General features: G+C 47.2%; 16 protein-coding genes. All 16 read left to right on the forward strand.

The window, feature by feature from the left end:
- The first annotated feature begins 53 nt into the window (after nt 1–53).
- The 16 genes from ABDK92_04670 to rpsS all read left to right on the forward strand — a co-directional run bounded on the left by ABDK92_04670 (nt 54) and on the right by rpsS (nt 19462).
- The gene (locus ABDK92_04670; protein ID MEN3185917.1) at nt 54–644 is read left to right on the forward strand and encodes a lysophospholipid acyltransferase family protein; all 591 of its coding nucleotides are present in this window, start codon (nt 54–56) and stop codon (nt 642–644) included.
- Nucleotides 622–2016 carry an NHL repeat-containing protein gene (locus tag ABDK92_04675; protein ID MEN3185918.1) on the forward strand — a complete coding sequence of 465 codons (1395 nt, stop codon included), beginning with the start codon at nt 622–624 and terminating at the stop codon, nt 2014–2016. The genes ABDK92_04670 and ABDK92_04675 overlap by 23 nt, the downstream gene beginning before the upstream one ends.
- Nucleotides 2010–2858, forward strand: a complete 849-nt coding sequence (gene amrB, locus ABDK92_04680) for an AmmeMemoRadiSam system protein B (protein ID MEN3185919.1) — start codon at nt 2010–2012, stop codon at nt 2856–2858. Before ABDK92_04675 ends, amrB begins: the two co-directional genes overlap by 7 nt.
- 178 nt (nt 2859–3036) lie before the next feature.
- Complete coding sequence (gene rpoB / locus ABDK92_04685) at nt 3037–6771, forward strand: DNA-directed RNA polymerase subunit beta (GenBank protein ID MEN3185920.1); 3735 nt, start codon at nt 3037–3039, stop codon at nt 6769–6771.
- Between the two features lie 21 nt (nt 6772–6792).
- The gene (rpoC, locus tag ABDK92_04690; GenBank protein MEN3185921.1) at nt 6793–11802 is read left to right on the forward strand and encodes a DNA-directed RNA polymerase subunit beta'; all 5010 of its coding nucleotides are present in this window, start codon (nt 6793–6795) and stop codon (nt 11800–11802) included.
- A gap of 89 nt (nt 11803–11891) precedes the next feature.
- Nucleotides 11892–12170, forward strand: a complete 279-nt coding sequence (locus tag ABDK92_04695; protein MEN3185922.1) for a ribosomal L7Ae/L30e/S12e/Gadd45 family protein — start codon at nt 11892–11894, stop codon at nt 12168–12170.
- A gap of 12 nt (nt 12171–12182) precedes the next feature.
- A complete protein-coding gene (gene rpsL / locus ABDK92_04700; protein MEN3185923.1) occupies nt 12183–12557 on the forward strand; it encodes a 30S ribosomal protein S12 in 375 nt (124 codons plus the stop codon).
- An 18-nt stretch (nt 12558–12575) separates the two neighbouring features.
- Nucleotides 12576–13049 carry a 30S ribosomal protein S7 gene (gene rpsG, locus ABDK92_04705; GenBank protein ID MEN3185924.1) on the forward strand — a complete coding sequence of 158 codons (474 nt, stop codon included), beginning with the start codon at nt 12576–12578 and terminating at the stop codon, nt 13047–13049.
- 36 nt (nt 13050–13085) lie between these two features.
- A complete protein-coding gene (fusA, locus tag ABDK92_04710; protein ID MEN3185925.1) occupies nt 13086–15170 on the forward strand; it encodes an elongation factor G in 2085 nt (694 codons plus the stop codon).
- A gap of 21 nt (nt 15171–15191) precedes the next feature.
- Nucleotides 15192–16394 carry an elongation factor Tu gene (tuf, locus tag ABDK92_04715; GenBank protein MEN3185926.1) on the forward strand — a complete coding sequence of 401 codons (1203 nt, stop codon included), beginning with the start codon at nt 15192–15194 and terminating at the stop codon, nt 16392–16394.
- Nucleotides 16395–16418: 24 nt separating this feature from the next.
- Complete coding sequence (gene rpsJ / locus ABDK92_04720) at nt 16419–16724, forward strand: 30S ribosomal protein S10 (GenBank protein ID MEN3185927.1); 306 nt, start codon at nt 16419–16421, stop codon at nt 16722–16724.
- A 33-nt stretch (nt 16725–16757) separates the two neighbouring features.
- The gene (rplC, locus tag ABDK92_04725) at nt 16758–17390 is read left to right on the forward strand and encodes a 50S ribosomal protein L3 (protein ID MEN3185928.1); all 633 of its coding nucleotides are present in this window, start codon (nt 16758–16760) and stop codon (nt 17388–17390) included.
- An 11-nt stretch (nt 17391–17401) separates the two neighbouring features.
- Complete coding sequence (gene rplD / locus ABDK92_04730; protein ID MEN3185929.1) at nt 17402–18037, forward strand: 50S ribosomal protein L4; 636 nt, start codon at nt 17402–17404, stop codon at nt 18035–18037.
- Entirely contained in the window at nt 18021–18314 is a 294-nt protein-coding gene (rplW, locus tag ABDK92_04735; GenBank protein MEN3185930.1) for a 50S ribosomal protein L23, read from the forward strand. The genes rplD and rplW overlap by 17 nt, the downstream gene beginning before the upstream one ends.
- Before the next feature lie 20 nt (nt 18315–18334).
- Nucleotides 18335–19159: a 50S ribosomal protein L2 gene (gene rplB / locus ABDK92_04740; protein MEN3185931.1), complete on the forward strand. Its 825-nt coding sequence runs from the start codon at nt 18335–18337 to the stop codon at nt 19157–19159.
- Between the two features lie 18 nt (nt 19160–19177).
- Nucleotides 19178–19462, forward strand: a complete 285-nt coding sequence (gene rpsS, locus ABDK92_04745) for a 30S ribosomal protein S19 (protein ID MEN3185932.1) — start codon at nt 19178–19180, stop codon at nt 19460–19462.
- Nucleotides 19463–19476: the final 14 nt, after the last annotated feature.

A 19476-nucleotide genomic window follows, 5' to 3' on the forward strand; every position in this document is an offset into this window, starting at 1 on the left:
GTAGTGCAGTGGTATGGGAAAATTAATCGAGAATGTTTGTAGGTTAAAAGCGTATGGTTTATTTTTTGAGTAAGTATCTGGCTCTTTTCCTGTTGAAGCTTTTTTTTCGTTTCCGAGTCAAAGGTCAGTTTTCTATTCCCAAGGAGGGACCCTGTGTTATTGTTTCAAATCATTCCAGTTATCTTGATCCCATTGTGATAGGGTGTGCTGCGCCGCGGCGAGTCTACTTTGTCGCCAAAGAGGAACTTTTCCGCAATCCGCTGGCACGGTTTTTTCTGTATCAGCTGGGAGCTTTTCCCCTTCGAAGGAAGGAAGTTGACCAAGTTGCAGTGAAAAGAATTTTTACCCTCCTGCGGCAGGGGAAGGTGGTTTGTCTTTTTCCCGAAGGGACACGCAACGACGGCGTGATCAGAGAATTTAAACCTGGAGTGATTAAGCTGCTACTAAAAGCAAAAGTTCCTCTGGTCGTCGCTGGGATTCGAGGAACTTACGAGAGTTTTCCGCGGGGAGCAAGGTTTCCTCGACCCTTTCCCATTCAAGTAGCTTTTTCACATCTTCTGCTTTCTTCGACGGTGGGAGAACTCGAATTGAGCATTCACAAAGAGATGGAGGTATTACTAGGTGAAGGTGGTAAGGAGTCGTAAAAAAACAGTGCTCGCTGTCCTTGTCGTGTATCTCTGCTTCTTTCTTTCTGGAAGTGTGCAGGCTGTAGAATTTCCCTGGAAGCTGGAGAAAAGCTTTGAAGAAGTTGCCGAGGATCCCCCTTTTATGAATTACCCGGTAGGAGTGGTGGTGGACTCTGGGACGGGAGTGGTTTGGGTGAGTGATTGGGGAAACAACCGGGTTCTGGCTTTTACCCGAGAAGGGAAACTTTTGAAATCTATTCCAGGTCTTCAAGGACCGGTAGGGCTGGCTTTACGCAGCGGGAAACTTTTTGTGGTGGAGCAGAAAGGGAATCAGGTCAAAATTTTCGACACGGTGACGGGAAATGTAGTAGTTTCGCTGAAGCCCGAAAAATCGTCTTTCCGTGAACCCCGGGGAATATGGGTTGATGGGGAGGGAAATATATATGTGGCTGATACTGGGAATTCACGGATCGTGATTTTCGATTCTTCGGGTAAAGAAATCGATTCTTTGGGTAAAGAGGGAATGGGTGACGGAGAGTTTTATTATCCGAGGGGTATTACAGTAGACCGTGAGGGACACATCTGGATTGTGGACACGGCGCACAATTGCGTTCAAGTACTTGACAAAAGTGGTCGGTTCTTATTCCGTTTTGGTCGGGAAGGAAGCGAGGATGTGAACTTCCGTCATCCCCGATATATTTTTGTGCAGAATGATTTTGTTTTTATCTCTGATTATCGTAATCACCGTATCACAATTTATGATCGGCAAGGTAATCTTGTAACTACCATTGGTGGCAAGGAAGGTATTGGAGAGTTAGATTTTTCATATCCTGAAGGAGTATGGGTGGATGAGGAAGGGATATTATGGGTAGCTGATGCCGGAAACAACCGGGTAAAGGCCATCAACGCGGTTTTCCTGCTTCAGCCTAAGCGATACCTTCTCTCTCTTTTGGAAAGTGGAAATGATGGCGATTTTTTTGCTCTGTGGGAACGCCTTTCTCCAGAGGAGAGGAAAGATCCGGAATTGGCAAGGCTGGTCTTTCGTTTTCTCCAAAAACGTGGCGATCTGGAAGGTATGATAGCTCAGGCTGAAGAACTCTTTCTTAACGACGCAGAACATCGGGATAGGTGGAGAAAGACTTTGGGTGAACTGTATTACCTGAAGGGAAAAGAATTACGCAAAATCGGGAAAGCGGAAAGCGCCCGAGAGTTTTATCTCAGGTCTTTTCGGAATGGTTACTGGCGTGCTTTTCTCTCTTTCCTTTGGCTTTCTTTTCTTCTGATGGGTGGGTCAAATGTCTTTCTTTTGGTTCTCGCCCTTGTGCTTCTTTTGCTTCTTTTAGTTTTCTATCGAATAAAAATGTACCGTAAGAGGTGGTCAAAATGGTAAGAAAACCAGCGGTATCTGGATATTTTTATCCTTCGCAGGGAGAGGAACTGCGCGCTATGGTTAGAACCATGTTGACCGAAGAAACGAAGCAAGTGATTCAAAGGTCCCTGCAGGGTGCAAAAGGTGTTGTCGGTGTGGTCAGCCCCCATGCTGGATATATCTATTCTGGAAAGATTGCCGCGTACTCTTCTTATGCTCTCTCTCTTTCTCCCCCTGTAGAGACTGTGGTGCTCATTGGACCAAATCACCGAGGGATCGGGGCAGAAGTGGCTCTGGGAGGCGAGGATTTCTGGCAAACTCCCCTCGGCCTTGTGGCCTTGGATCGAGAAGCGATTGATTTTTTGGTGGAACACAACCCCTTTTTTCGGGTGGATTCAGAGGCTCATCGATTAGAACACTCTCTGGAGGTGCAGCTCCCTTTTCTGCAATGTTTTCTTTCCTATGATTTTAAGGTGCTGCCAATTGCGCTTGTCAAACAGGATCCAGCGACGGCTCGCGCTATTGCCGAAGCTTTGAAAAAACTCAGTGCGTGTCGCAGGCTTTGTATCGTTGCCAGCAGCGATTTTTCCCATTATGAAGAGGCGAATGTGGTAACCGAAAAAGATTCTGCCCTGATTGTTCGTATTCTTTCTCTGGATGTCGAAGGTTTTTATAGGGAAATGTATACACGAGGAATCAGTGTTTGTGGTCCTGGGGGTATTGCAGTATTGATGGAATATCACCGAAATATCTCAGGAAGTAAGGGATCTCTTTTGGTGTATACGCACAGTGGTGAGGTAACCGGTGATATGGACCGAGTTGTAGGGTATGCTTCGATAATTTTTCCAAAATTATCCTCCTGAATCTCTTGACAGACCTGCGTAAATCTTTTACAATGACCAATTGTCGGTTTGAAAGCCCAATTGTTTCATGGAAAAGGATGGGTTGTTTATTTTTTCTGCTATTTTTGGTATGAGAATTTGATAGGTATTGATAAGTGTTGCTCCCATTTTTAACTTCCCCTCAAAGGTGGTGTGATGCGTGAGTCTGGGTTATGTGAGAAGGCGAAGTTTTGCTAAGATTCCTCCTTGTGCCGAGATTCCCAACCTCATAGAGATTCAGCGAGATTCTTTCCAGTGGTTTCTCCAGGCAGATGTTGTTCCTCAGGAGCGGAGGCGCCAGGGGTTGCAGGAAGTTTTTCTGGAAGTGTTCCCCATTCAGGATTTTACTGGTAACTTGATTCTGGAGTTTCTGGAATACCGTCTGGAAGAACCGCCTCTGAGCATCAAAGAGGCCAAAGAAAAAGGAAGAACCTACGCTGCTCCGCTGTACGTTCGAGTACGATTGATTGATCGACGAACCAATGAAATTCGAGAGCAGGACGTCTACATGGGTGATATGCCACTTATGACCGATAAGGGTACTTTTGTGGTCAATGGAGCCGAGCGAGTGGTGGTGACACAGCTCGTGCGTTCTCCTGGAGTTTTCTTTTCCAGAGAGGTGACTGCTACTGGAAAAGTGGAATACGGATTTAAAATTATCCCGAATCGAGGGGCTTGGCTCGAGTTCGGTATCGATCCTGGGGATGTGCTTTTTGTGCGGGTGGATAAACGTCGTAAAATTAACGCCTGTACTTTGGTGAGAGCTTTTGGATTTGACAGTAATGAAGATATCCTGTCTCTTTTCGATCGTCATCCCTTAATTCGCAAAACTCTGGAAAAAGACCCTTCCAGCAATGCCAGAGAAGCAGTTACAGAAATGTTTCGGCGCTTGAGACCCAGCGAACCGCCTACTGAGGAGAATACCCGTGATTTTATCCGGTATCTCTTTAGTGATCCTCGACATTACGATCTGGGAGAAGTGGGGCGCTACAAAATCAACAATAAATTAAGATTGGAAGAACGGATTGTGCGCATAGAAGAACCGATGGTGGCTGAAGATCTGGTCATTGACCTTGCGGAACGGAAGGTTTTGCGGGAATTTTCTCCGGAAATGGAAAGCGATTTCTCCCGCTATCAGGTGGTTTTGAAAAGGAATGACCGCCTGAACCGGCAGCTTGCTCAGGAAATTGAATGGCTAAGCCAGGAATATCCCATAGAGTACGTTAAAGTGTTTAACGAAGAAGACTTTGAAGTCAAAGTCTACGTGGAGCGAGAAGATACCTGGGAGGTGCTCTCCGAAAATCTGGAGGGTCGGGTGTTAACCGAGGACGTCAAGGATATCGATACGGGAACAGTGCTTTTAGAAAAAGGAAAAGAGTTGACGCTTGATCTGATCCGAGAACTTCGAGGGCTGGGTATCGAGAAGGTACGGGTTAAAAAGAGTAGAACCCTTGCTCCCGAGGACGTGGTGGGGAGTATCCGGTATCTTTTGAACCTTATTGATGGTATCGGATATGATGATGATATTGACCATCTTGGGAACCGTCGAGCAAGACTTGTAGGGGAACTCTTGCAAAATCAATTTCGCACCGGCCTACTCCGAGTGGAAAAGGTCATAAGAGAAAGAATGACCATCCAGCCTGATACCGAATCTCCCACTCCTCAGAGTTTGATTAACGTTCGTCCAGTGGTAGCGGCTTTGCGGGAGTTCCTGGGGAGTAGTCCTCTATCGCAATTTATGGATCAGATTAATCCTCTTTCTGAAATTACTCACAAACGGCGTCTGAGTGCTCTGGGGCCGGGGGGACTGAGCAGAGAGCGAGCCGGTTTTGAGGTTCGAGATGTTCATTATACCCATTATGGTCGAATGTGCCCCATTGAGACTCCCGAAGGACCCAATATTGGTCTTATTACTTCGATTTGCATTTTTGCCAAAGTAAACGAATATGGGTTTATTGAGACTCCCTATCGCCGGGTCGTAGATGGGAGATTAACCAACGAGATTATATATTTAACTGCTGATGAAGAAGATCGTTATCACATCGCGCCTTCAGACGTGAAGGTTGGCCAGGATGGGGTGCTTGTAGAAGAAACAGTGGTGGTCCGTTTTCGGGGTAAGATCGTGGAGGTTCCAAAAAGTAAAGTCGATTTTATGGATGTTTCTCCTCAGCAGATTATCAGCGTTTCGGCTTCGTTGATTCCCTTTTTGGAACACAACGACGCGAACCGGGCACTCATGGGCACGAACATGCAAAGACAAGCTGTTCCTCTTCTTGCTCCTCATCCCCCTTACATTGGAACTGGAATGGAGTATAAAGTGGCACAGGACTCCGGAGCAACGGTGGTGGCCAGAAGAGCTGGCTGGGTGAGGAAGGCAGATAGTTTACGTATTGAAATCGAAACGGAAGATGGTTTTATCGATGTTTACGAACTGGATAAGTTTCAGCGTTCCAACCAAAGTACCTGCATTAACCATAAGCCGATTGTAAGAAAAGGAGATTTTATTTCCAAGGGGCAGGTCATTGCTGACGGTCCGTGTACTGCGATGGGTGAGGTTTCCTTGGGGAGAAATGTGCTTGTGGCGTTTATGCCCTGGGAAGGAGAGAATTTTGAGGATGCCATCGTCATCAGCGAAAGGTTGGTCAAAGAGGATGTTTTTACTTCTATTCACATTGAAGAGTACGAAATAGAGGCTCGGGAAACCAAGCTGGGTCCTGAAGAAATTACCCGAGATATTCCTAATCTGGGAGAAGACATGTTACGTAACCTGGATGAGAGCGGAATCATCCGGATTGGAGCAGATGTGAAACCGGGTGATATTCTGGTGGGGAAGGTAACCCCCAAAGGAGAGACCGAGTTGACGCCTGAAGAGAAGCTCTTGCGGGCTATTTTTGGCGAGAAAGCTCGGGAAGTCCGAGATACATCGCTCCGGGTACCTCATGGTGAATATGGTAAGGTTATTGACGTGAAAGTGTTTTCCCGGGAAAGCGGCGACGAACTATCTCCTGGGGTCAATAAGCTGGTAAAAGTCTTTGTCGCTCAGAAGCGGAAGATCTCGGTGGGCGATAAGATGGCGGGACGTCACGGAAATAAAGGGGTTATCGCTCGAGTGGTCGCCGAAGAAGACATGCCTTATCTTCCCGATGGTACACCGGTTGACATTGTGCTGAATCCTCTGGGAGTGCCGTCACGTATGAATATCGGTCAAATTTTGGAAACCCATTTGGGATGGATTGCTAATAAAGAAAAGCAATTTGTAGCCAGTCCACCCTTTGATGGCGCGAGGGAAAGGGAAATTCTGGAAGCTATTAACAAAGTGCAGTCGCCTGAAGGCAGGGTGGATTTTGAAGAATTTTTTGACCACCGTGTTTCGAGAGATCTACAGATTGACCATGATGGAAAAACTGTACTCTATGATGGGAGAACCGGTGAACCCCTGGATAACCGGGTTACTGTGGGATATATCTATATGATGAAACTGGCCCACCTGGTAGAAACCAAGATTCATGCTCGTTCCACTGGTCCATACTCGCTTGTAACCCAGCAGCCTCTCGGTGGTAAGGCGCAGTTTGGTGGTCAGCGCTTTGGCGAGATGGAGGTCTGGGCTCTGGAAGGGTATGGTGCAGCATATACTCTGCAGGAAATGCTTACGGTAAAATCGGATGACATCACTGGGAGAGTGAAGGCATACGAAGCCATTGTGAAAGGTAAAAATGTATTTAAGCCTTCTCTGCCTGAGTCTTTTAAAGTACTGGTTAAGGAGTTGCAGAGCTTGTGTTTGAGTGTGAAGGTTTTTGATGCCAAGAAAAAGGAAATTTCCCTGGAGGAAATGGAAAACACTGAAGAAGAGGGAACAAACTTGGGTGTAAATCTCCAGGGACGCGAAAAAAAGTGAGAAAAGGGGGAAGGACCCTTGGTGGATGTGAACGACCTTGGCGCGATTCAAATTGGATTGGCCTCTCCCGAGGAAATCAGAAAGTGGTCTCGGGGTGAAGTCAAAAAGCCGGAGACGATAAATTACCGCACTTTGAAGCCAGAAAAGGACGGTCTCTTTTGCGAGAAGATTTTCGGTCCTACCAAAGATTGGGAATGCTACTGTGGTAAATACAAAAGAGTAAAAGATAAGGGAATGGTCTGCGATCGATGTGGAGTAGAGATCACCAAATCTTCGGTCCGGCGTGAACGTCTGGGGCACATTGAGCTGGCTACTCCGGTTTCCCATATCTGGTATTTTAAGAGTATACCCAGTAAGATGGCCCTTCTTCTGGGGATTATTCCTAAGAATCTGGAAAAGGTACTCTATTTTGCTTCGGGTCGGAAAAGGGAGGATTGTTATAAAGTTATTGACCCTGGTTCTACGGATCTGGGTGCCGGAGCAATCATTCGGGAGACCGAATACAAGATTTACTCGAAATATGATCCAAGTTTTCGGGCTGAACCGGCTCACCACATTGTGGAAGTGCACAGCCTTCCTTTTTCGATTGGTGACCGTCTGACTCTTAAGGATTACACTCGCTATCATTCTAAGTACAAGGATAGTTTCACTGCAGAGCCGGTTGATGAAAACCACTTTGAAGTGGTCGATATAAAGGTTTTCCCCTACCAGCGGGATGAAGAACTGTCGGAATCCGAGGTCAACCAGCTGCGAGAAGTGTTTGGAGGACTTTTTGAGGAGAATGTCCTTTCTGATACGGTGGAAGAACCATGTTATATTGTGGTAAATCCTGGCAAAACTGGCCTTAAGGTTTCCCAAATGATTCTGGAAACCGAAGCTCGTCTTCTTTCTCATTATGATCCTGAGTTCAAAGCTGGAGTCGGTGCTGAAGCGGTACGGGAAATTCTGAAGAACATTGATGTGCACCAGTTGGCTCGAGAACTGCGTAAAGAACTGAAAGAATCTTCTGGAGCCAAGGCCAAAAAGCTTATCAAAAGACTTCAAGTGGTGGAATCCTTCTGCAAGTCTGGAAACCGACCGGAGTGGATGATTCTTGAAGTCATTCCAGTGCTTCCACCGGATCTCCGACCCATGGTCCAGCTTGACGGGGGAAGGTTTGCTGCTTCCGACTTGAATGACCTCTATCGGCGGGTAATTAACCGAAATAACCGTCTGAAGAGACTTCTCCAGCTTGGTGCTCCGGAAATTATCGTGAAAAATGAGAAAAGGATGCTTCAGGAAGCTGTTGATGCCCTTTTTGATAACGGCCGTCGAGGGCGACCGGTGCTCGGTCCTGGCAATCGACCTCTGAAGTCGTTGAGCGACATGCTCCGGGGTAAAAAGGGTCGTTTCCGTCAAAATCTCCTGGGGAAACGGGTTGATTATTCTGGCCGTTCGGTAATTGTTTCTGGACCACGGCTTCGGTTTGATCAGTGCGGGATTCCCAAAAAAATGGCTCTGGAACTGTTTAAACCCTTTGTGATGAAAAAACTGGTGGACAAGGGATTTGCCCATAATATTAAGAGTGCCAAGCGAATGGTAGAGAAGGTCCGCGATGAGGTCTGGGGTATCCTGGAAGAAGTGATTGCCGAACATCCGGTACTGTTGAATCGTGCTCCAACGCTTCACCGCCTGAGTATTCAGGCCTTTCAGCCAGTGCTTGTGGAAGGGAACGCCATTCAGCTCCATCCCCTGGTATGTCCAGCTTTTAATGCTGACTTTGACGGTGATCAGATGGCGGTGCATGTGCCCCTTTCGGCGGAAGCACAGGCCGAGGCACAAATCATCATGCTATCATCGCACAATATTCTATCTCCTGCTCATGGAAAGCCCATCGCGGTTCCCACCCAGGATATGGTTTTAGGCTGTTACTATCTGACGCTTCTTGGTAACAAAGGTGCAAAGAGGAGAATTTTCCGCGATGTTAATGAAGCAATGCTTGCATATTCTTTCCGGAAACTTGACTTGCATGAACCCATTTTTGTTAGGGAAATTACTGAGCGTCATCCCGAAATTCGGGAAACCACGGTGGGAAGAATCATCTTCAACCAGGTTCTTCCTGAGGGGATGCCTTATTATAATGAGTCCATTACCAAAAAGAAACTTTCGGAGATTGTGGATCTCTGTTACCGAAACTTTGGAAACCTGGTCACGGTGCAGTTGCTTGATAGGATTAAGGAATTAGGATTTCATTATGCTACTAAGTCTGGCTCGACCATTGGAGTTCTGGATCTCGAAATTCCGGTTGAAAAAACCGAGATCATCGAAGAAGCGACTCAACGCGTTGAGGAGATTAACGAGCATTATAACGAGGGTCTCATTACCAGTGAGGAACGAGAGCAAAAAGTGATTGATGTCTGGACTGATGCTTCCAACAAGATTGCTGATGCCATATTGAAAAGCCTGAGTGATTTTAACCCGGTGAACATGATGGCCAAATCCGGAGCTCGAGGGAGTATCCGTCAGGTTAGCCAGCTCGCTGGTATGCGCGGGCTTATGGCTGATCCTTCAGGAAGGATCATTGAATATCCCATCCGGGCCAATTTCCGGGAGGGTCTGAGTGTTCTTGAATACTTTATTTCCACTCATGGAGCGAGGAAAGGATTGGCTGATACAGCCCTTCGGACGGCCAAATCCGGGTATCTCACTAGACGTCTTGTGGATGTGGCTCAGGATGTGATTGTTCGTGAAGAAGATTGTGGCACCGATGACGGTGTTCTTCTTGAAGACCTGCGAGATGAGAGCGACAACGTAGTGGAAGCGTTTGAAGATCGGATTCTGGGAAGAATCGCCCTCCGAGATGTGATCGACGAAAGAACCGGTGAAGTGCTGGTCAGAGCGAACGAAGAAATTGATGAAAAAGTGGTGGAACGCTTTAAAGAGGGCGGGATTAAAAAAGCCTGGGTGCGATCGGTTTTAACCTGCAAAACTCGCTACGGGGTTTGTGTGAAGTGTTATGGAAGGAATCTTGCCACCGGGCGTCTCGTCGATATTGGTGAGGCAGTGGGTATTGTGGCGGCCCAATCTATCGGAGAACCTGGGACCCAGCTTACCATGCGGACTTTCCACACCGGAGGAATTCGTATCGCTGGAGAAGATATTACCCAGGGTTTACCCCGGGTGGAGCAACTCTTTGAGGTTCGGAAACCCAAAAAGGCAGCAGTGCTCTCAGAGGTGGACGGAGTGGTGGAAAAGATTGAGACTGTCGGAAACCGCCGTAAAATTTATGTCCGACCTGGCGAAGACGAAGAAGATCAGACCATTCGCACTTATTTCGTGCCCCACGATGTCAGGATCTGTGTGGTGGAAGGAGATACGGTTAGAGCGGGAGAGCGATTGACTTTGGGGCCCATTAATCCCCGGGACATTCTGAAAATCAAGGGGATTCGAGCCGTGCAGAAATATCTCCTGGAAGAAATTCAGTCTGTTTACGTGTCTCAGGGTGTGAATATCAACGATAAGCATATTGAGGTGATCATCCGGCAAATTGCCCGTCTCAACAAAATCATGGTGGAAAACGCTGGGAATACTGGTCTTTTGTCTGGAGAAATGGTTTTTCTGGAGGATTTCGAAAAAGAAAACGCTCGTATTCTTTCTGAAAACCAGGCCCTTCTTGAAAATGCTAGAGTTCTTTTGGAGGGTCGTAGACTTGGTGAAGATGTTCTGGATATTTCTGGGGAAACCATTCTGCGAAAAGGAGAAACCCTGCAGGAATCGGCGATTCAACAGATTCTTTCTATGGAATGTAAACCCTTCTTAATCGAAAAGGAAGGAAACATGGTGCGGGTGATTCGGGGGTACCGGAACCTGGAACATGAACTTCTAGATAGAGTCTGTGTGGAGGAAATGAAAGATAAAGAGGGAAAAACGCTCATCAAGGCTGGTGAAACCTTAAGACTTACCCTCCTTGATTCCATTGCCGAAATAGGTCCAGTGAGTTTGCGAATTCGGGAAAAGACCACTTGGGAGAAGCTAAAGGGGTTAATTCTTGCTGAGGATGTGGTAAGCCGCAAAACTAAAGAAGTACTCATTCCGGCTCATACTCGTCTTGAAAATGAACAGGTTGAAGTGTTGCAGAAACACGATGTGGAACAGGTAGTGGTATGGAAGAATATTAAATCTTTCCCCATTAAGGAGAATTTAGTCAAGGTGCTCCGGGACGAGATTTTAGGGAAGGAAGTGGCAAAAGACATCGTGAGTCCTCAAACTGGAGAGGTGATTGTTCCCTCGGGGCAGACCATTAGCCGGGGCTCGGCACGCAGGCTGGTGAGTGAGGGTATTCGGGAAATACCGCTTCGAGATGGACGGTTCTTCTCTATCGAAGGAAGATTGATTGAGATGCTCGAGCAGGAAATTGTGGGAAAAGTTGCTGCTCAGGACGTCATTCTGGGGAATAGCGGTATTGTGCTTGTTAAGGCTGGAGAAGTGATCGATCGAGAAGATGTGGCCCGGATTGCAGAGGATAACATTAGTATCCTTTTCTTACGGGATCTGGAAAGTGAAAAAGAAGTGAAAACCTTGGTTGAAGAAGTCATTTATCTCCCTGGGCTAAAAAATGTGGCCACCGGTAGGCCTATTGTGCTTGGAATTACCAAGGCTTCTCTGGCAGTGGAAAGTTTCCTCTCGGCGGCTTCGTTCCAGCAGACGACACACGTTCTGGCCGATTCAGCCATCAAAGGAAAGGTTGATGAGCTCATTGGCCTCAAAGAGAACGTGATTATTGGAAAAGTTATTCCGTCGGGCACTGGTTGCAGTCGTTACCGGAAAATTCGTCTTTCTACCGAAGGTGAGGTTATGGTTCAGGAGCATCCTGAGATACAGGAGGACCTGATCCGGGACTTGATGGGGGCAAAGGGCATTGCTTCCCTTCTGGAGGAAGAATTTGGGGAGGGATTTGTCACTTCGGGTGAGGATGGCGAGGAAGAGGAGGACTTTGTTACTTACGAAGAAGATTACGAAGATAACCTTGATGAAGACGAAGAAGAGGAGTAATGGTACTCCTCTTCTTCGTCCGTCAATCGTTGACAGGTCTTTAAAATGCTGGTAAAATTCCTCCGTTGTCTTGGGGGTCGTGTTTTGTTATGGGTCTTGAAGAGTTGAAATATGCTAGAAAGGTAGTGGGATTGAGGGCTACCGAAAAGGCAATCCAGAGAGGAAAGGCGAAAAAAGTGTATTTGGCTATGGATGTGGAGAAAAAGATTAGGGAAAGAATAGAAAGTCTGGCAAAGGAAAGAAGAGTAGAAGTTGAATATGTTGATTTGGCGGAAACACTGGGAAGGGTGTGTGGAATAGAGGTTGCTTCTTCCTGTGCTGCTTTGCTTGACTTTTCAGAAAGTAATCAAGAGAACGCTTCCAAGTAAAGGAGGAATGAAATGCCTACGGTTAACCAATTAGTTCGTGAAGGTCGTAAAAAGGTCAGAAAGAAGAGCGGTGCTCCAGCTCTGAAGGGTTCTCCTCAGAAACGGGGAGTGTGTACTCGAGTATGGACCATTACTCCCAAAAAACCAAACTCAGCGTTGCGGAAAGTTGCTCGAGTACGGTTGACAAATGGCATGGAAGTGACCGCCTATATCCCTGGTATTGGTCATAATCTCCAGGAACACTCTATCGTTCTGATTCGGGGTGGTAGAGTAAAGGATCTGCCAGGGGTTCGTTACCACGTGATTCGTGGAACCCTGGATACTGCTGGTGTAGAAAAACGGAAGCAGGGTCGTTCCAAGTACGGTGCGAAAAGACCCAAATCCTGAAAGGAGGAGAACGCAAAGGTGCCCAGAAAAGGTCCAGTTTCAGAAAGGGAAGTCCATCCAGATCCAGTGTACAATAGTGTGGATGTGGCGATGTTGATTAATAAAGTTATGAAGGACGGCAAAAAGAGCATTGCTGAGAAAATTGTTTACGGTGTTTTTGAAATTGTCAGGGAAAAAACCAGAAGAGATCCCCTGGAAGTTTTTTCTCAAGCATTGAATAACGTCATGCCTCTTGTGGAAGTACGACCAAGACGGGTGGGTGGAGCGAACTATCAGGTTCCAATTGAAGTGCGTCCTGGTCGGAGTAGGAGCCTTGGTTTGCGGTGGCTGGTAAACTATGCTCGAGCAAGACAGGGAAAAAGCATGATGGAGAGGTTAGCGAGCGAGATCATCGATGCTGCCAATGGTGCAGGTGGAGCGGTGAAAAAGCGAGAAGATACCCACCGCATGGCGGAAGCGAACAAAGCTTTTGCCCACTATCGGTGGTTCTGATAAAAGGGAGGTCACCCAGTACGCGTGAGTAAAAACATGAATAAAGTAGAGCCGAAGTTTGAGGAATACGCAATTTCCCATATTCGAAATATCGGTATTATGGCCCATATAGATGCAGGTAAGACTACAGTTACCGAGCGCATCCTTTATTATACCGGCAGGATTCACCGGATGGGCGAAGTTCATGAAGGTACAGCGACGATGGATTTCCTTCCTCAGGAGCAAGAGCGGGGAATCACCATCAGCTCGGCGGTTACAACCTGTTTCTGGAAGAATTGTCGGATTAATATTATTGATACGCCAGGCCACGTGGACTTTACAGTAGAAGTAGAAAGAAGCTTGCGAGTCCTCGATGGAGCCATTGCTGTCTTTTGCGGTGTGGGAGGTGTCGAACCTCAGTCGGAGACGGTATGGTATCAGGCGGATCGTTATCGGGTACCTCGGATTGCTTTTGTCAACAAACTGGACCGGGTTGGGGCTGATTTTTACGCTGTGGTAGAAGCCATTCGAAAAAAGCTAAATGCCAATGCCTTTCCTATTCAGGTACCGGTAGGGAAAGAGTCTGATTTTTTGGGAGTTGTTGATTTGGTCGAATTAAAGGCTTATTTGTATGATGTCGATGAAGAAGGTTTACGGTACCGGGTGACTGATATTCCTGAAGCGATGGAATCCGAAGTTTTTTCTCATCGCGAAAAACTTTTGGAAGCATTGGCTGAGCTTGATGAAGAGATTTTTGAAAAGTATTTGAGCGGAGAAGAAATCACCCCTGCTGAAATTCGTTACGCTATCAGGAAAACAACCATAGAAGGGAAGTTTGTTCCGGTTCTTGCCGGTTCCGCCTTGCGAAATAAATGTATTCAACTGCTTCTTGATGCTGTAGTATGGTATCTTCCTTCCCCTGCGGACCTTCCTTCTTTAAAAGGAATGAATCCTCGCAGTGGTGAGGAAGAGCTTCGTTTACCACTTATTGATGAGCCTTTTGCTGGTCTGGTTTTTAAAATCGTCATGGATCCTCACGCGGGAAAAATTTCCTTTTTACGTGTTTATTCTGGAAAATTGAAGAGCGGAAGTTATGTGTACAACGCCACTAAGGGCGAAAAAGAAAGGGTAAGCCGTCTGCTCATTATGCATGCCAGTCGGAGGGAGGATGTGGAAGAAGTCAAGGCAGGTGATTTGTGTGGTATTGTGGGTCTGCGGAAGACAACGACCGGTGACACCATCTGTGAAGAGCGCCATCCAATTCTTTTCGAGATCCCATCCTTTCCGGAGCCAGTTATCTCGGTAGCAATTGAGCCCAAGACCAGGGCGGACCAGGATAAACTAACCATGGCTTTGAATAAACTTTCCGAAGAAGATCCCACCTTTAAGGTACGCACCGATGAGGAGACCACCCAGACTATCATTTCTGGCATGGGTGAGCTTCACCTTGAGATTATTGTTGACCGTTTATTGCGAGAATTTAAAGTTGAAGCGAACATAGGAAAACCTCAGGTGGCATATAAAGAGACGATCAAATCAAGAGCGAAAGGCGAAGGAAGGTTCATTCGTCAAACTGGAGGAAGAGGTCAATACGGGCATGTAGTTCTGGAAATTGAGCCCTATGAAGGGTTTATCTTTGAAAATAAAATATTTGGTGGAGTCATACCCCAGGAATATGTTCCCGCGGTCCAGGCCGGAGTAAAGGAAGCTCTGGATAACGGGGTAATCAGCGGGTTTCCGGTGGTTAATTTAAAGGTACGCCTTATAGATGGTTCGTATCATCCGGTGGATTCTTCTGACATTGCTTTTAAGATTGCCGGAGCTATGGCTGTGAAAGAAGCTATTGAAAAGGCAAGCCCGGTGATCTTGGAACCCATCATGAAGGTTCAGGTTATCGTTCCTCGGGAGTACCTGGGAGATGTGATTGGGGACCTCAACGCTCGCCGAGGCAAAGTTGAGGGCATGGAAGCTAAGGGGGATATTCAAATTGTCAACGCCAGGGTTCCTTTGGCCAGTCTTTTTGGATATGCAACGGCTCTACGCTCTCTAACCCAGGGAAGAGCAAATTATACCATGCAGTTTTCTCATTACCAAGAAGTTCCTTCTTCTCTAATGAAAGAGATAGTGGAGAAGAATAGATAAGAAGGAAAAGGAGGATATCCTATGGCAAAGCAAAAGTTTGAGAGGAAAAAACCGCACGTCAACGTGGGAACCATTGGACACGTCGATCATGGTAAAACCACACTCACTGCCGCCATTACCTTGACCCTTTCCAAACATGGCATGGCGAATTACACCCCCTTTGAGCAGATTGATAAAGCTCCTGAAGAGAGAGAGCGGGGTATCACCATTGCCATTGCTCATGTGGAGTATGAAACTGAGAACCGCCACTATGCCCACATTGACTGTCCAGGGCATGCTGACTACGTGAAGAACATGATTACCGGTGCAGCCCAGATGGATGGAGCTGTGCTGGTGGTCTCTGCAGCTGATGGCCCCATGCCCCAGACCCGAGAGCACATTCTCCTCTCCCGTCAGGTGGGTGTTCCCTATATCATCGTCTTCCTCAACAAGGTGGACATGGTGGATGACCCGGAACTCATCGAACTGGTGGAAATGGAAGTCCGGGAACTTTTGAGTAAGTATGAATTCCCTGGTGACGAGATTCCCATCATCCCCGGTAGTGCCCTCAAAGCCTTGCAGTGTGGCTGTGGGAAGAAAGAGTGTGAGTGGTGTGGCGGTATCTGGAAACTCCTCGATGCCATGGACCAGTATATTCCTCTTCCCATGCGGGAACTGGATAAACCCTTTCTCATGTCCATTGAAGATGTTTTCTCCATCACCGGTCGAGGGACGGTGGTCACTGGAAGAGTAGAACGTGGCACCCTCAAGCTGGGTGACTCGGTGGAAATCGTGGGTCTCTCCCATGAGATCAAAAAGACGGTGGTCACCGGTATCGAGATGTTCCGCAAAATCCTGGACGAAGCTCAGGCTGGTGATAACATTGGAGTGCTTTTGAGGGGTATCGACAAAAAAGAGGTAGAACGAGGGCAGGTTCTGGCAGCTCCAGGTACCATCACCCCCCATACCCACTTCAAAGCCGAAGTCTACGTGCTCACCAAAGAGGAAGGTGGCCGACACACTCCCTTCTTCAATGGATATCGTCCTCAGTTTTACTTCCGAACCACTGATGTCACTGGAGAGATTAAGCTCCCTCAGGGTGTGGAAATGGTCATGCCTGGAGACAACGCCAATTTGGAAGTGAAGCTCATTTACCCCATTGCCATGGAGAAGGGTTTGCGCTTTGCTATCCGTGAGGGAGGACGAACGGTAGGGGCTGGAGTGGTATCGGATATTATTGAGTGAGTTTGAGATGAGGAGGCATGAAAGGTGGCTCAAAAAATCCGAATTAAGTTAAAGGGGTATGATCATCGAATTTTAGATCAATCTGCGGTTAGAATTGTTCAGGCGGTGGAGCGAACTGGAGCGACTGTGGCGGGTCCAGTTCCTTTGCCAGTAGAAATTTCTCGATATACAGTTTTACGTTCTCCTCACGTGGATAAAAAGTCTCGAGATCAGTTCGAAATGAGGACCCATAAGAGGTTGATTGACATCCTGGATCCCAATCCCAAAACTGTGGATGCTTTAATGCATTTGGATCTGCCAGCGGGTGTAGACATCGAAATTAAGCTTTAGTGGGCTCTCAGTGAAGGAAGGAGAGAGGTAGGGATGAAAACAGTACGATACGGGATGATTGGCGAAAAGGTTGGCATGACGCGAATTTTCAACCAAGATGGCCTGGTAATACCGGTAACGGTGATCAAATGTGGCCCCTGTTACTTGGTGCAGAAACGACTTCAGGAAAAAGAGGGATATCAGTCTTTGCAACTGGGTTACGGAGAGGTTAAAGAAAAAAAGTTGAATAAACCTCAGCTTGGGCATCTCAAAAAGGCTGGAACACCACCTCTACGATTTTTGGCTGAATTTCGCTTTGAAAACATTGGTGAATACCAGATAGGACAAACCTTGAAGGTCGATGGGTTTCAAGTTGGTGATAAGGTTGACGTGACCGGTGTCTCAAAGGGCAAAGGTTTTCAGGGTGTGGTGCGTCGATATGGGTATGGAGGTGGCCCAGCAACGCACGGTTCGATGTTTTATCGAGAGCCCGGTTCGATTGGTGGTACCGATGCCGAGAGGGTGTTTAAGGGCAAAGGTCTTCCAGGAAGAATGGGACGGGATACGGTGACAGTTAGGAATCTAGAAGTGGTAGGTGTAAATCCCGAACGAGATCTTCTCCTCATTAAAGGAGCGGTACCGGGGCCAGCAGGGAGCAAGGTCTTGGTGAAAAAGAGAGTATTGTAGGAGGAACACAGATGGAACTCGAAGTGAAAGATAGAAGTGGAAAAGTGGTAGGAAGTGTCAGCGTGCGAGAGAATATTCTACCGATGGAAAGGAATGCCCACCTGCTTTATCTTTCGGTGAAAAGTTTTCTTGATAATCAACGCCTGGGGACTGCCAAAGCCAAAACTCGGGGTGAAGTGCGTGGTGGTGGGAAAAAACCCTGGCGTCAAAAGGGAACGGGTCGGGCACGTCATGGAAGCATCCGTTCACCAATCTGGAGAGGTGGAGGAGTTGTTTTTGGTCCTTTGCCACGTTCTTTCTATCATTCGCTTCCCAAGGGAGAACAGAAGAAGTCTTTTATTTTAGCTTTAAGTGAGAAAATTGGGCAAAAAGCTCTTATCATTGTTGATAATCTTGATTTTCAGATGCCCAAGACCAAGGAAGCAGTGTCTTTTTTGAGGGATTTTGGCGTTTCCGAGGGAAAGAAAGTTTTGCTGATTACCGTGATGAAGAAAGAGGGAGTGGTACGAGCGTTTGCAAATCTCCCCCTTGTGGTCGTAAAGCCGATCAATGAAGTGCATACTTATCTTCTTCTCTGGTCTAACGCGGTGATTATGGAGAAAGAGGCTTTTCTGAAATTGGTGGAGGTGTATGGTGGTGAACGGTGAGCATGAAGTTCTTATTCACCCAATCATGACGGAGAAAACGGTTGGGCTTCAGAAAGAGAATAAGTACGTTTTCAGAGTAGACCTTCGGGCGACCAAACCTGAAATTAAAAAGGCTGTTCAGAACATGTTTGGTGTGACGGTTCTTAAGGTACACACCGTAAGAGTAGGAGGAAAAAAGAAAAGACTGGGTCGTTTCGAAGGAGAAACCAGTAGTTGGAAAAAGGCTATCGTTTTTGTGAAGCCCGGTGAGCGGATTAAGGCCTTTGATATTTCGTAGTGATAAAGGAGAGAATCGGGATGGCAAACATCAAAGAATATAAACCTGTTACTCCGAGTCGGCGCCATATGAGTGGATATGCCTTTGAGGAAATCACTCCAGGGGGGCCTGAGAAGTCACTGCTTGAGACCCTCAAGAGTAAAGCAGGGAGGGATAACCAGGGAAGGATTGCGGTTCGTCATCAGGGTGGAGGAAACAAGAGAAAGTATCGGATCATCGATTTTAAAAGAGACAAGATTGGTGTTCCTGCCAAAGTGGAGAGGATTGAGTACGACCCAAATCGTTCAGCCCGTATTGCTCTTTTGAAATATGTTGATGGTGAAAAGCGGTACATCATTGCTCCCCTGGGACTGGTGGTGGGAGATACCGTGATAAGCGGACCTGATGCCGATATCCGGCCAGGGAATGCTCTCCCTCTTCGTTCGATACCGGTGGGAACCTTTATTCATAATGTTGAACTTCGAAAGGGTAAAGGAGGACAGTTGGTTCGATCTGCAGGTGGGTATGCACAGCTTATGGCTAAAGAAGGCGACTACGCTCAGGTAAGGATGCCGTCTGGAGAAGTACGTCTTATCCATCTTGACTGTATGGCTACAGTTGGACAGGTTGGGAATGTCGACCACGAGAACGTGACCATTGGAAAAGCTGGTAGAAGCCGTTGGTTAGGAATACGCCCAACGGTAAGAGGTGTAGCCATGAACCCCATTGATCATCCTCATGGTGGTGGTGAGGGGCGATCCCATGGTGGAAGGCATCCGGTCAGCCCTTGGGGTGTGTTGACCAAGGGATTCAAGACCAGGAAAAACAAAAATACTGATAAGTGGATTGTAAAGAGGAGAAAGTAAGCGGAAGGAGGCATTGCATTGGGTAGGTCGTCTAAAAAAGGTCCCTATGTGGACCCGAAATTACGAAAGAAGATTGACGAGATGAATAGGCGCGGTGAAAAGAGAGTCATCAAGAGCTGGTGCCGGGCCTGCGTGATTATTCCCGAAATGGTTGGACACACCATTGCGGTGCATAACGGAAAGAAGCATGTGCCAGTTTACATCACGGAACAGATGGTTGGACATCGTTTAGGGGAGTTTGCTCCGACCCGGACGTTTAAGGGACACGGAAATCCCACTGAGCGTTCTACCGCTCTGAAATAAGGAGGTGTGCCTTG

The sequence above is a fragment of the Atribacterota bacterium genome (assembly GCA_039638595.1).
In the GTDB taxonomy this organism is placed as follows: domain Bacteria; phylum Atribacterota; class Atribacteria; order Atribacterales; family Caldatribacteriaceae; genus Profundicultor; species Profundicultor thermophilus.

What these genes read in the sequence shown, in the direction of transcription:
- ABDK92_04670 (MEN3185917.1), top strand. Translation starts at nt 54, where the DNA reads ATGGTTTATTTTTTGAGTAAGTATCTGGCTCTTTTCCTGTTGAAGCTT.
- amrB (MEN3185919.1), top strand. Translation starts at nt 2,010, where the DNA reads ATGGTAAGAAAACCAGCGGTATCTGGATATTTTTATCCTTCGCAGGGA.
- ABDK92_04695 (MEN3185922.1), top strand. Translation starts at nt 11,892, where the DNA reads ATGGGTCTTGAAGAGTTGAAATATGCTAGAAAGGTAGTGGGATTGAGG.
- rpsL (MEN3185923.1), top strand. Translation starts at nt 12,183, where the DNA reads ATGCCTACGGTTAACCAATTAGTTCGTGAAGGTCGTAAAAAGGTCAGA.
- fusA (MEN3185925.1), top strand. Translation starts at nt 13,086, where the DNA reads ATGAATAAAGTAGAGCCGAAGTTTGAGGAATACGCAATTTCCCATATT.
- tuf (MEN3185926.1), top strand. Translation starts at nt 15,192, where the DNA reads ATGGCAAAGCAAAAGTTTGAGAGGAAAAAACCGCACGTCAACGTGGGA.
- rplC (MEN3185928.1), top strand. Translation starts at nt 16,758, where the DNA reads ATGAAAACAGTACGATACGGGATGATTGGCGAAAAGGTTGGCATGACG.
- rplD (MEN3185929.1), top strand. Translation starts at nt 17,402, where the DNA reads ATGGAACTCGAAGTGAAAGATAGAAGTGGAAAAGTGGTAGGAAGTGTC.
- rplW (MEN3185930.1), top strand. Translation starts at nt 18,021, where the DNA reads ATGGTGGTGAACGGTGAGCATGAAGTTCTTATTCACCCAATCATGACG.
- rplB (MEN3185931.1), top strand. Translation starts at nt 18,335, where the DNA reads ATGGCAAACATCAAAGAATATAAACCTGTTACTCCGAGTCGGCGCCAT.